A 12,199-nucleotide genomic window follows, 5' to 3' on the forward strand; every position below is an offset into this window, starting at 1 on the left:
ACTTCTATGTCCGGATTCGCTGAAGCCCTCATCTATATCGTGCAGACACTGGGCAGCCTTTACCTGCTGATCGTGCTGCTGCGTTTCATCCTGCAGCTGGTGCGCGCCGACTTCTACAACCCGCTCAGCCAGTTCACGGTGAAGGCCACCCAGCCGCTGCTCAAGCCGCTGCGGCGGATCATCCCCGGCTTCGGCGGCCTCGACCTGGCCTCGCTGATCCTGGCGATCCTGGTGCAGCTGGTGCTGATGGTGGTGGTGGTGCTGATCGCCGGCTACAACCCGCTCGCGGTCGGCCTGCAGCTGCTGGTCTGGGCGATCATCGCAGTGACCTCGCTGTTCCTGAAGATCTTCTTCTTCGCCATGATCATCAGCGTGATCCTCTCCTGGGTTGCCCCGGGCAGCTACAACCCGGGCGCGCAGCTGGTCAACCAGATCTGCGAGCCGCTGCTGGCGCCGTTCCGCAAGCTGATCCCCAACCTCGGCGGCCTGGATATCTCGCCGATCTTCGCCTTCATCGCGCTGAACCTGATCGACCGCTTCGTGATCGGCAACCTGGCCGCCATGACCGGCATGCCGGCGATCCTCAGCCCCTTCATCTGAGGTGGGCTGGTTCCGTTGGGACGGCGACGACCTGATCCTCGACTGTCACCTGCAGCCCAAGGCGAGCAAGGACGAGTTCGCCGGGCTGCACGGCGAGCGCCTGAAGATTCGCCTCACCGCACCGCCGGTGGAGGGCAAGGCCAACGCCCAGTTGCTGGCCTTCCTCGCCGCCGCCTTCGGTGTCGCCAAGAGCCAGGTCAGCCTGGAAAGCGGCGAACTGAACCGCCAGAAGCGTGTACGCATACGCGCCCCACGGCAATTGCCGGACCTGCCGGGCATGACCGCCCGGTCGCCCTGAGCGACCTTCGAGCCGAAGTTGTGAAGCACAGCGATTGACGCGAACGCCTCTCATCGCATAATGCCGCCATCTCCGGCAAAGCCGCGGGCGTTCCCTGCCGTTGCGCGCCAACCCAACCGACCCTCGAAGCAGGAGTGCCCGGATGAGCATGGAACGTCTCAGCCAGCAGGTGGATGCCTACGTCGCCTGGAAGCGCGAGCTGATGCGCGAGATCACCCGCTATCGCAGCTGGCTGGCGCACAACCGCCTCGGCTCCGAGGCGATGGACACGCGACTGGAGCGCGCGCTCAAGCTGCTGCGCACCGACCACATCACCCTGGCCTTCGTCGGCGAGTTCTCCCGCGGCAAGACCGAGCTGATCAACAGCCTGTTCTTCTCCGAGTACGGCCAGCGCATGCTGCCGTCCCACGCCGGGCGCACCACCATGTGCCCCACCGAGCTGTTCTTCGACCCGCGCTCGGAACGTTCCTACATCCGCCTGCTGCCGATCGAGACGCGCATGGCCGATGCCAGCGTGGCGCAGTTCAAGCGCATCCCGCGGCACTGGGTGAACATCCCGCTGGACCCGAGCGACCCGGACAACATGGCCCTGGCCTTCGCCCAGGTGGCCAAGACCAAGCCGATGCTGGTCGAGCAGGCGATCCAGCTCGGCTTCCTGCCGGACATGCTGGAGCCGGCCGGCAAGCCCGGCCAGGTGCTGGTACCTGCCTGGCGCCACGCCATGGTCAACTTCGACCATCCGCTGCTGCGCCAGGGCCTGCGCATCCTCGACACCCCCGGCCTCAACGCCCTGGGCAGCGAGCCGGAGCTGACCCTCTCGATGCTGCCCAGCGCCCAGGCGATCATCTTCCTGCTGGCCGCCGATACCGGCGTCACCGCCAGCGACATGGCGATCTGGAAGGAGCATATCCGCCAGCTCGACGAGGACACCCAGGCCAGCCTGTTCGCCGTGCTGAACAAGATCGACGTGCTGTGGGACGACCTGGCCGGCGAGGAATACGTCAACAAGGCCATCGGCCTGGTGCAGAACACCACCGCCAAGCAGCTCGGCATTCCCGCGGCCAGCGTGCTGCCGCTGTCGGCCAAGCAGGCGCTGATCGCCAAGGTGCGCAAGGACGAGGAACTGCTCGACCGCAGCCGTCTGGCCAATCTGGAGCAGCTGCTGTGCGAGCGCATCGTGGCGCAGAAGGAACGCCTGCTCGAGGAGCGCGTGGTCAACCAGGTGCTGGCCCTGCTCAACAACAGCCAGCACGTGCTCAGCCTGCGCCTGGACAAGGTGCGCGAGCAGCAGAACCTGCTTAACAGCCACCAGCACGACAACGGCCAGCTGCTGTTCGAGCTGACCGCCAAGACCAAGGAAGACCACAGCCTGCACCACAAGCGCCTGCTCGGTCTGAAGACCAACCAGCGCCTGCTCAAGCGCCAGGGCGATCTGCTGCGCACCGCGGTGCGCCCGGAGCGCCTGGAGGAACACCTGTCCCAGGCACGCCACGGCCTGACCGGCAGCTGGACCACCCTGGGCATCAACCAGGCCATCGTGCAGTTCTTCCATTCGGTGGAGCACGACCTCGGCAACCTCGCCCAGGAAGCGGAGATGGCCAACAAGATGGTCGCCGCCATCTACCGCCGGCACAACGAAGAGAACCCGTTGCACGGGGTCGACGCGCCGCAGTTCAACAGTCAGCGCTACCTGCGCGAGCTCAAGCAGCTGCGCGGCAAGGCCGACCAGTTCCGCCTGCACCTGAAGACCCTGCTCACCGAGCAGCGCAGCCTGACCAAGCGCTTCTTCGCCACCCTGGTTCAGGAAGTCATCGGCATGCACCAGCGCCTGCGCACGGACGCTGAGCAGTGGGCCAACGACGCGCTGATGCCGCTGATGCAGCATACCCTCGAGCACAAGCAGATGCTGGAAACCCACATGCTGCGCCTCAAGGCCCTGGCCCAGGAAACCCAGCAGGCGCGCCAGCGCGGCCAGCAACTGACCGGCTACTGCAAGCAACTGGAAACCCAGCTGGCCCAGGCCAACGAGATGCTCCGCGCCCTGCGCCGCCCGGCACCGATCCAGCGCCAGGGCAAGGTCGTCACCCTGCCCGCGGCACCGCGCCAGCACAGCGCCGCCGACCCGGCCTGAAAGCCTGTGGATTCAGGGACTTGACCACGGCCCCCGCGCTTGCTGCCGGGGGCCGTGCTCTTTAGACTGCTGCACTTTCCTGGATCGAGAGCAGGGTCGATGCCGACTGTTTTCCCCGCCGACTCCGTTGGCCTGGTCACCCCGCAGGTCGCCCATTTCAGCGAGCCGCTGGCGCTGGTGTGCGGCCGCAGCCTGGCCGACTACCAGCTGGTCTACGAGACCTACGGCACGCTCAACGCTTCGGCCAGCAACGCCGTGCTGATCTGCCACGCGCTCTCCGGCCACCACCACGCCGCCGGCTTCCACAGTGCCGAAGAGCGCAAGCCCGGCTGGTGGGACAGCTGCATCGGCCCCGGCAAACCGATCGACACCAACAAGTTCTTCGTCGTCAGCCTCAACAACCTCGGCGGCTGCAATGGCAGCACTGGTCCGTCCAGCCTCAACCCGGCCAACGGCAAGCCCTACGGCGCCGACTTCCCGGTGATGACGGTGGAAGACTGGGTCAACAGCCAGGCGCGCCTGGCCGACCAGCTCGGCATCCACCAGTGGGCCGCGACCATCGGCGGCAGCCTCGGCGGCATGCAGGCCCTGCAGTGGACCATCAGTTACCCCGAACGCGTCCGTCACTGCCTGTGCATCGCCTCGGCGCCCAAGCTGTCGGCGCAGAACATCGCCTTCAACGAAGTGGCGCGCCAGGCCATCCTCACCGACCCGGAGTTCCACGGCGGGCACTTCCAGGAACAGGGCGTGATTCCCAAGCGCGGCCTGATGCTGGCGCGCATGGTCGGTCACATCACCTACCTGTCGGACGACGCCATGGGCGAGAAATTCGGCCGCGAGCTGAAGACCGATAAGCTCAACTACGACTTCCACAGCGTCGAGTTCCAGGTCGAGAGCTACCTGCGCTACCAGGGCGAGGAGTTCTCCGGGCGCTTCGACGCCAACACCTACCTGCTGATGACCAAGGCGCTGGACTACTTCGACCCGGCCGCCGCCCACGGTGGCGACCTGGCCAAAACCCTGAGCGTGGCCAAGGCCGACTTCTGCCTGATGTCCTTCACCACCGACTGGCGCTTCTCGCCGGCGCGCTCGCGGGAAATCGTCGACGCCCTGCTGGCAGCGAAGAAGAACGTCTGTTACCTGGAGATCGACGCACCGCAGGGCCACGACGCCTTCCTCATGCCGATCCCGCGCTATCTGCAGGGCTTCAGCGCCTACATGAAACGGATCGAGGTCTGATATGCGAGCGGATCTGGAAATCATCCAGGAATGGATCCCGGCCGGCAGCCGCGTGCTCGACCTGGGCTGCGGCGACGGCGAACTGCTGGCCCACCTGCGCGACCACAAGCAGGTCGGCGGCTACGGCCTGGAGATCGACCCGGAGAAGATCGCCAAGTGCATCGAGCGCGGCGTCAACGTGATCGAGCAGAACCTCGACGAGGGCCTGGGCAACTTCGCCGACAACAGCTTCGACGTGGTGGTGATGACCCAGTCGCTGCAGGCCCTGAGGTATCCGGACAAGGTCCTGGCGGAGATGCTGCGGGTCGGCAAGACCTGCATCATCACCTTCCCCAACTTCGGCCACTGGCGCTGCCGCTGGTACCTGACCACCAAGGGCCGCATGCCGGTGTCGGACTTCCTGCCCTATACCTGGTACAACACGCCGAACATCCACTTCTGCACCTTCGAAGACTTCGAGCGCCTGTGCCTGGCGCAGGGTGCGAAGGTGGAAGAACGCCTGGCCGTCGACCACGAACATCGCCACAACCTGGGTAGCCGTCTTTGGCCTAACCTGTTGGGTGAGATCGGCATCTATCGCGTCAGCGGGTCCGGCCTGGCCGATCACCGCGTAGCCGTCTAACCCGCGACGCACCGGAGGACCTCTCATGCGCCGTTTCGCATCCCTGTTGCTCTGCCTGCTCTTCGCCCTGCCCGCGTTCGCCGAACGCAAACAGACCTTCGGCGAGTTGGACGTGCACTACAGCGTGTTCAATTCCAGCTTCCTGCAGCCGGACATCGCCGCAGCCGCCGGCCTGACTCGCAGCAAGACCGTCGGCGTGCTCAACATCGCCGCGCTCAAGGATGGCAAGGGCCAGCCGGCCAAGGTCGCCGGCACCCTGAAGAACCTGCTCGGGCAGACCGTCGAACTGCAGTTCAAGCAGGTACTGGAGAGCGGCGCCGTGTACTACCTGGCCGAGTTTCCGCTGCGCGAGCGCGAGATCCTGACCTTCAGCGTCAACGTGCAGATCGGCGACGGCGCACCGCACATCCTCACCTTCAACCAGGAAGTGTTCCCGGACGAATGACCATGCCCTTCAAAGAACTGGTACTGGCCAGCCACAACGCCGGCAAGCTCAAGGAACTCCAGGCCATGCTCGGCGAGCATGTGCGCGTGCGCTCGGTGGGCGAGTTCTCCAGCATCGAGCCGGAGGAGACCGGCCTGTCCTTCGTCGAGAACGCCATCCTCAAGGCGCGCAACGCGGCCCGCGTGTCCGGCCTGCCGGCGCTGGCCGACGACTCCGGCCTGGCGGTGGACTTCCTCGGCGGCGCCCCGGGCATCTACTCGGCGCGCTACGCCGATGGCCAGGGCGATGCGGCCAACAACGCCAAGCTGCTCGATGCCCTGAAGGACGTGGCAGACGCCGAGCGCGGCGCCCAGTTCGTCTGCGCCCTGGCACTGGTGCGGCATGCCGACGATCCGCTGCCGATCATCTGCGAAGGTCTGTGGCACGGCAGCATCCTGCGCGAGGCCCGTGGCGCCGAGGGCTTCGGCTACGACCCGCTGTTCTGGGTGCCGGAGCGCGAGTGCTCCAGCGCCGAACTGGCCAGCGCCGAGAAGAACCGCATCAGCCATCGCGCCCGAGCCATGACCCTGCTCAAGCAGCGCCTGGGTCTGCAATGAACACCTCGCCCGGCGGTGGCTTCCAGCTGCCGCCACTCGCGCTGTACATCCACATCCCGTGGTGCGTGCGCAAATGCCCCTACTGCGACTTCAACTCCCACGCCGCCGGCCCTAGCCTGCCGGAAGAGGAGTACGTCGACGCCCTGCTGGCCGACCTCAACGCCGACCGCGAGCATGTCCACGGCCGCACGCTTTCCTCGATCTTCTTCGGCGGCGGCACGCCCAGCCTGTTCTCAGCCAAGGCCCTCGGCCGCCTGCTGCAAGGCGTGCAGCGCCGCGTGCCGTTCGCCGGCGATATCGAGATCACCCTGGAGGCCAATCCGGGCACCTTCGAGCAAGCCAAGTTCCGCGACTACCGCAGCCTCGGCATCAATCGCCTGTCGATCGGCGTGCAGAGCTTCCAGGAGGCCAAGCTCAAGGCCCTGGGGCGCATCCATGATGGCGGCGAGGCGATCCGCGCCGCCGATATGGCGCGCGCCGCCGGCTTCGACAACTTCAACCTGGACCTGATGCACGGCCTGCCCGAGCAGAGCATCGAGGACGCCCTGTTCGACCTGCGCACCGCCATCGCCCAGGGCCCGACACACCTGTCCTGGTACCAGCTGACCATGGAGCCCAACACAGTGTTCTGGAGCCAGCCGCCGGAGCTGCCCGAGGACGACCTGCTATGGGACATCCAGGAGGCCGGCCAGGCGCTGCTGGCCGCCGAGGGCTATGGGCAGTACGAGGTATCCGCCTACGCCCAGGCCGGCAAGGCGGCCAGGCACAACCTCAACTACTGGACCTTCGGCGACTTTCTCGGCATCGGCGCCGGCGCCCACGCCAAGCTCTCCGCGCCGAACGGTCGCATCATCCGCACCTGGAAGACCCGCCTGCCCAAGGACTACCTGGATGCGAGCAAGAGCTTCCAGGCCGGCGAGCGCCTGCTGGACGCCGAGGAGCTGCCCTTCGAGTTTCTGATGAACGTGCTGCGCCTTAGCGATGGCGTACCGGCCGCGCTGTTCGAGCAGCGCACCGGCCTGGCGCTGGCCAGCCTGGATGCGGCGCGCCGCGAGGCCGAGGCGCGCCAGCTGCTGCAGACCGACCCCGCGCGCCTGGTCGCCACCCGCGAAGGCCAGCTGTTCCTCAACGACCTGCTGCAGCACTTCCTGCCCTGAGCCCGGCCAACCGATAAGTCGCCCGGGCAACGGCATCACTCCGTATATCCACTCGCCGAAGAGGCCGGGCCAGCCTCACCTATACTTTTCCAGCCCCGCCCATCGACCAGGAGGCAACATGAATCGCTCCACTGGTTTGCGCCTCGCGGTATCGGCCCTGTTGCTGGCTATCGTCACGCCCCTGCTCACCCCACCACCTGCCCATGCGGACACCTATGGCTCGGAGCGGCGACAGGATCGGCGCAACGATCGCCAAGACGCCCGCGACAATCGCCAGAGCGGGCGCGAGGAAGCACGCGACCTCAAGCAGGAGTGTCTCGATTCGGGTGATAACCGCATGGACTGCCGCCAGCTCAAGCGCGGCACCAAACAGGACGTGCGGCAGGAGTCGCGCGAGATCCGCCGGGACGACTGAGACCTGCGCCCACGGTCGAGAACCTGCGGGTCGATACCCGCCAGGGCATAAGACGCCCTCTCGATCAAGCCACCGCGACCTGTAGCAAAACCGTTCACCACGCTTTGCATTCGCGCCCGGACTAGGGTGGAATGGCGGCCTCACAATCCGCCCCAAGGACCACCGAACCGATGGATCTCGTGCTCGACCTGATCGCCACCCTCTCGCGCTGGTGCCGTGGCAACCTGTACGACATTTCCCTGGCGATCATGGCCACCCTGTTCGTGCTGTTCGGTCCCGGCATCAACGCCTGGGTGCAGCGCTCCATCGGCGGCCTCAACTTCGTCCTGCGCACCTTCATCTTCGTGCTGGTCTGCGCCATCGGCTACGGCCTGGCCATCGTCTTTCTCACCCCCTGGCTGGCCAAGGGCCTGGGCTACTTCAACAACTTCACCCTGGCCCCGGTACTGCTACTAGTCTTCTTCCTGATCGGCGTACTGGCCGACCGCAGCTAGGGCCGCCCACCATGGGGCGAGCCCTCCCAGGGAGGAGCACCATGAAGCCACTCAAGCATCTCTACCTGCACTTTCAGGACAGCCAGCGCCTGGCACTGCGCTTTCCCAAGCAGAGCGAAGACCCGGCGGCCGTCGCCCGCGCCTTGCGCAAACAGCTGGAATCGCCTTTTCTGAGCATCTAGGTGGATGGCGACCTGCTGATGATCCCGCGCGAGAGCATCAAGTATCTGCAGATCTGTCCGATGCCCGCCGCCCTGCCGGAGTTGACCATCCAGGGCGCAGAGGTAATCGACTGAGCCGTCCGGCTGTCCTCACTGACCATCAGGAGGCCACCATGAAACGCTTCGCTCCCCTGCTGCTGATTCTCACCAGCCTGCTCAGCCCCGGTGCGCTCGCCGAGTCCGCCGGTATAGACAACCGTCACCTGCTAGGCACCGGCCTGCCATGAAGCGGGCCGGCTATTGCCAATCAATCTAATGTACTTCCCTCGTCGAGGATTACAGTAAAGCCAGGCAATTACAGGGAGGCGCATTCCTTATGCAGATCGAAGGCTACAGCGGCAATCTGCCGCCCTCGACTCAGGTGATCAACAAGTACGGCCCGACCAATCCCGAACAGGTGAACAAGGTTGTGGACGCTGCTTCCGACCGAGTCGCAGAGCGCCAGGAAAGCCGCGAACTGAGCCAGGCCGCCAAGCGCGATGCGGCTACGCAGATCTATAGCGCCAACACTCAGCAAAGGCAGATCGAAACCTATCTGGCAGTGGCCAGCGAAGGCGAAGTCGAGAGCCAGCCGACCCCGTTGGAGACCGCTACGGAGCTGCGCGAGGCGCAAGAGCGCAACGACCGGGCCCAGAACATCGCAGATATCGCCAGCCGCCCCGAGCGGCCTGAGAACGAGCCGGCCAGGCCGGAGCCCTACGCTGCATCCAGTGCCTGAGCCATCAGGTGGACAGGCACAAAAAAGCCGCCCTCGGGCGGCTTTTTCATTGGCCTGCAGCTTACAGCTGCGGACCGGCGTTGCGGATGGCGTCGGAGACGTCGAACTTCTTGAAGTTGTCGACGAACTGCTGGGCCAGGCCCCGGGCGGCTTCGTCGTAGGCGTTGCCGTCAGCCCAGGTGTTGCGTGGGTTGAGCAGGTTGGTCTCGACGCCCGGAACGGCCTTCGGCACGCTCAGGTTGATGATCGGCAGCTGCTCGGTCTCGGCACCGACCAGAGCACCGCTCTGGATGGCGGCGATCACACCGCGAGTGGTCGGAATGTTGAAGCGCTTGCCGACGCCGTAGCCACCGCCGGTCCAGCCGGTGTTGACCAGGTAGACCTTGGAGCCGAAGCCACGGATGCGCTTGATCAGCAGCTCGGCGTACTCGCCGGCCGGACGCGGGAAGAACGGCGCGCCGAAGCAGGTGGAGAAGGTCGACTTGATGCCGCCGCCCGAACCCATCTCGGTGGAACCGACCAGCGCGGTGTAGCCGGACAGGAAGTGATAGGCGGCCTGCTCTTCGCTGAGGATCGACACCGGCGGCAGTACGCCAGTCAGGTCGCAGGTCAGGAAGATCACTGCATTCGGCTCGCCGCCGAGGTTCTTCTCGGAGCGCTTCTCGACCAGCTCCAGCGGGTAGGCCGCACGGCTGTTCTGGGTCAGGCTGTCGTCGGCGTAGTCCGGCACGCGGTTCTCGTCGAGGACCACGTTCTCCAGCACGGCGCCAAACTGGATGGCTTTCCAGATCACCGGCTCGTTCTTCTCGGACAGGTCGATGCACTTGGCGTAGCAACCACCCTCGATGTTGAACACCACGCCCACACCCCAGCCGTGTTCGTCGTCGCCGATCAGGTAGCGGCTCGGGTCGGCGGACAGGGTGGTCTTGCCGGTACCGGACAGACCGAAGAACAGGGTCACGTCGCCTTCTTCGCCGATGTTGGCGGCGCAGTGCATCGGCAGCACATCGGCTTCCGGCAGCAGGAAGTTCTGCACGGAGAACATGGCTTTCTTCATTTCACCGGCGTAGCGCATGCCGGCCAGCAGGACCTTCTTGGCGGCGAAGTTGATGATCACGCAGCCGTCGGAATTGGTGCCGTCGCGCTCCGGTACGCACTCGAAGTTGGCGACGTTGAGGATCTGCCACTCGGCCTTGCCGGCCGGGTTGTAGGTTTCCGGGTTGATGAACAGGCAACGGCCGAACAGGTTCTGCCAGGCGGTCTGGGTGGTCATCTTCACCGGCAGGTAGTGGGCGTCGGCCGAACCTACGTGTACATGGGAAACGAAGTGGCCCTGGGCCGCGTTGAACGCCTCGACGCGATCCCACAAGGCATCGAACTTGTCGGCCGGGAACGGACGGTTGATGTTGCCCCAGGCGATCTTCGCCTCGGTGCTCGGCTCCTGGACGATAAAGCGGTCGGCAGGCGAGCGGCCGGTACGGTGACCGGTACGGACAACCAGAGAACCGTTGGCGGCCAGCTCACCCTCGCCACGACGGATGGCCTCTTCGACCAGTTGGGCAGCGCTGATGTCGGTGTACACGGTGGTATTGGCTTGCGTCATTTGGGTCCCCGTCGGCCGGCGGCCGAGTCTTCCGAACATTGTGTAGTGGGCCTGAAGCTTCACTACAGCGATAAAAAAGTCGCGGGAGTATGCCAGAAAAGCCAGGGGCTTGGCAGCCTCTTGTCCGCGAATGCCATCAATAGAGCCTGGCTATCACTTTCAGTGCCGAGTCGTCGATGGCGCCTGGCTGTCGCCCGTGGCGAACAGTTGGGCCACGTCGCTGGCATCGAAGAAATAGCGCTCGTTGCAGAACTGGCAGTCGATCTCCACGCGCCCGCCGCTCTCTTCCAGCAGTGCCTCGGCATCGGCCTGGCCGACGCTGATCAGGGCCCGCGCCGAGCGCTCGCGCGAGCAGCTGCAGCGGAACTGCAGCGGGTTCGGCTCGAACAGGCGCACGGCCTCCTGGTGATAGAGGCGGTGCAATACGGTCTGGTTGTCCAGGCCGAGCAGTTCCTCGGCACTCAGGGTGTCGGCCAGGGTCAGCACATGATTCCAGCTCTCCTGGCGCTCTTCCGGCTCGGTCTGATGGTGCGGCGGCAGCTGCTGCAGCAACAGGCCACGGGCGCGCTGGCCGTCGGCACGCAGCCAGAAGCGGGTCGGCAGCTGCTCGGAGGTGGCGAAATAGGCGCTCAGGCTGTCGGCCAGGCTGTCGCCCTCCAGCTCGACGATGCCCTGGTAGCGCTGGCCCTTGGCCGGGTCGATGGTCAATGCCAGCACGCCGTCCGGCATCAGCTCGCGCAGGCCGGCGCCGGCATCCACCGCCTCGGCATCGTAACGGGCAATGCCGCGCACTTCGCGCTCGCTGGAGCACTCGATCATCACCAGCGGCACCGGGCCGGAAGAGCGCGCCTGCAGCACCAGCAGGCCTTCGAACTTCAGGGTGCCGACCAGCAGAGCGGCGGCAGCGAGCATTTCGCCGAGCAGCTGGGCCACCGGTTGCGGGTAGGGATGCTTGGCCAGCACGTGCTGGTAGCTCTCGGCCAGGCTGACCATCTCGCCGCGGACGTCGTTGTCGTCGAAGATGAAACGCTGGGAATGATCGAAATCGTGCATCGGGGACCGCCTGACGAAGAGGATGACGGGCCACCGGCGCCTCTGACGAGAGCGCCGCGCTGGATGGCCCGGGGAATAAGGCGGAATTCTAGGGACAAACGCCGGTGCATCCAAGCCATGCGGCGATGGCCGGCGGCTCAGTCGCCGCGCAGGCCGAGCAGCTGGCGGCGCTGCTTCTTGTTCGGCCGGCCGTCGGTCTGCACGCCGAGGGCGCCGGCCTTGCGCAGGGCCGCGGCCTCTTCGCGATGGGCGATGCTCTCGGCCGTTTCCTCATACAACAGCTGCGCCTCCGGCGCGCCACGCCGCACCATGGACAGCGCACGCACCACCACGGTCCGCTCGTCGAAACCGGCGCGAATGACGTACTCGTCGCCGAGCTTCGGCTCCTTGCCCGGCTTGCAGCGCTCGCCGCGGCAATGCACCTTGCCGCCTTCGATGGCCTCCTTGGCCAGGGAGCGGGTCTTGTAGAAGCGGGCCGCCCACAACCACTTGTCCAGGCGCACCTTGTCGTCTTTGTCGCTCATTTCTCACCCTGGAAAACTCGTCACGCGGCGTGAATCTTGCCTGATGCAGTTGTCACATGGCACATCTAGAATGCCTGCATCGC

At 65.7% G+C, this 12,199-nt stretch carries 14 protein-coding genes and 1 pseudogene; 12 read left to right on the forward strand and 3 right to left on the reverse strand.

Annotated elements, in window-relative coordinates; translation table 11 throughout:
• Positions 1 to 6 precede the first annotated feature (6 nt).
• The 12 genes and pseudogenes from OH686_RS10750 (at position 7) to OH686_RS10805 (ending at position 8,936) form a co-directional block, all read left to right on the forward strand.
• The gene (locus OH686_RS10750) at positions 7 to 600 is read left to right on the forward strand and encodes a YggT family protein (RefSeq protein ID WP_289538486.1); all 594 of its coding nucleotides are present in this window, start codon (positions 7 to 9) and stop codon (positions 598 to 600) included.
• Between the two features lies 1 nt (position 601).
• The gene (locus tag OH686_RS10755) at positions 602 to 898 is read left to right on the forward strand and encodes a DUF167 family protein (protein ID WP_289538488.1); all 297 of its coding nucleotides are present in this window, start codon (positions 602 to 604) and stop codon (positions 896 to 898) included.
• Positions 899 to 1,040: 142 nt separating this feature from the next.
• Entirely contained in the window at positions 1,041 to 3,029 is a 1,989-nt protein-coding gene (locus tag OH686_RS10760) for a dynamin family protein (RefSeq protein ID WP_289538490.1), read from the forward strand.
• A 99-nt stretch (positions 3,030 to 3,128) separates the two neighbouring features.
• Positions 3,129 to 4,268, forward strand: a complete 1,140-nt coding sequence (gene metX / locus OH686_RS10765; RefSeq protein WP_289538492.1) for a homoserine O-succinyltransferase MetX — start codon at positions 3,129 to 3,131, stop codon at positions 4,266 to 4,268.
• 1 nt (position 4,269) lies between these two features.
• Entirely contained in the window at positions 4,270 to 4,890 is a 621-nt protein-coding gene (gene metW / locus OH686_RS10770) for a methionine biosynthesis protein MetW (protein ID WP_289538494.1), read from the forward strand.
• Between the two features lie 25 nt (positions 4,891 to 4,915).
• Positions 4,916 to 5,335, forward strand: a complete 420-nt coding sequence (locus OH686_RS10775) for a DUF4426 domain-containing protein (protein WP_289538496.1) — start codon at positions 4,916 to 4,918, stop codon at positions 5,333 to 5,335.
• A 2-nt stretch (positions 5,336 to 5,337) separates the two neighbouring features.
• Entirely contained in the window at positions 5,338 to 5,931 is a 594-nt protein-coding gene (rdgB, locus tag OH686_RS10780) for an RdgB/HAM1 family non-canonical purine NTP pyrophosphatase (protein WP_289538497.1), read from the forward strand.
• The gene (hemW, locus tag OH686_RS10785; protein WP_289538499.1) at positions 5,928 to 7,088 is read left to right on the forward strand and encodes a radical SAM family heme chaperone HemW; all 1,161 of its coding nucleotides are present in this window, start codon (positions 5,928 to 5,930) and stop codon (positions 7,086 to 7,088) included. Before rdgB ends, hemW begins: the two co-directional genes overlap by 4 nt.
• A gap of 118 nt (positions 7,089 to 7,206) precedes the next feature.
• The gene (locus OH686_RS10790; RefSeq protein ID WP_289538501.1) at positions 7,207 to 7,503 is read left to right on the forward strand and encodes a hypothetical protein; all 297 of its coding nucleotides are present in this window, start codon (positions 7,207 to 7,209) and stop codon (positions 7,501 to 7,503) included.
• Between the two features lie 170 nt (positions 7,504 to 7,673).
• Positions 7,674 to 7,997 carry a DUF3392 domain-containing protein gene (locus OH686_RS10795; protein WP_289538503.1) on the forward strand — a complete coding sequence of 108 codons (324 nt, stop codon included), beginning with the start codon at positions 7,674 to 7,676 and terminating at the stop codon, positions 7,995 to 7,997.
• Positions 7,998 to 8,038: 41 nt separating this feature from the next.
• A pseudogene (locus tag OH686_RS10800) lies at positions 8,039 to 8,293 on the forward strand (hypothetical protein).
• Positions 8,294 to 8,534: 241 nt separating this feature from the next.
• Positions 8,535 to 8,936: a hypothetical protein gene (locus OH686_RS10805; RefSeq protein WP_289538505.1), complete on the forward strand. Its 402-nt coding sequence runs from the start codon at positions 8,535 to 8,537 to the stop codon at positions 8,934 to 8,936.
• Positions 8,937 to 8,997: 61 nt separating this feature from the next.
• Here the strand turns inward: OH686_RS10805 and OH686_RS10810 are convergent, their stop codons facing one another.
• The 3 genes from OH686_RS10810 to OH686_RS10820 form a co-directional block, all read right to left on the reverse strand.
• The gene (locus tag OH686_RS10810; protein WP_137973658.1) at positions 8,998 to 10,539 is read right to left on the reverse strand and encodes a phosphoenolpyruvate carboxykinase; all 1,542 of its coding nucleotides are present in this window, start codon (positions 10,537 to 10,539) and stop codon (positions 8,998 to 9,000) included.
• Between the two features lie 159 nt (positions 10,540 to 10,698).
• Positions 10,699 to 11,592 (reverse strand): Hsp33 family molecular chaperone HslO, encoded by an 894-nt coding sequence (gene hslO, locus OH686_RS10815; protein WP_137973659.1) that lies wholly within the window; start codon positions 11,590 to 11,592, stop codon positions 10,699 to 10,701.
• A gap of 137 nt (positions 11,593 to 11,729) precedes the next feature.
• A complete protein-coding gene (locus OH686_RS10820; RefSeq protein WP_289538509.1) occupies positions 11,730 to 12,116 on the reverse strand; it encodes an RNA-binding S4 domain-containing protein in 387 nt (128 codons plus the stop codon).
• Between the last annotated feature and the right edge of the window lie 83 nt (positions 12,117 to 12,199).

Origin of the sequence: Pseudomonas sp. SO81, from assembly GCF_030374125.1 — a bacterium.
Lineage (GTDB): Bacteria > Pseudomonadota > Gammaproteobacteria > Pseudomonadales > Pseudomonadaceae > Aquipseudomonas.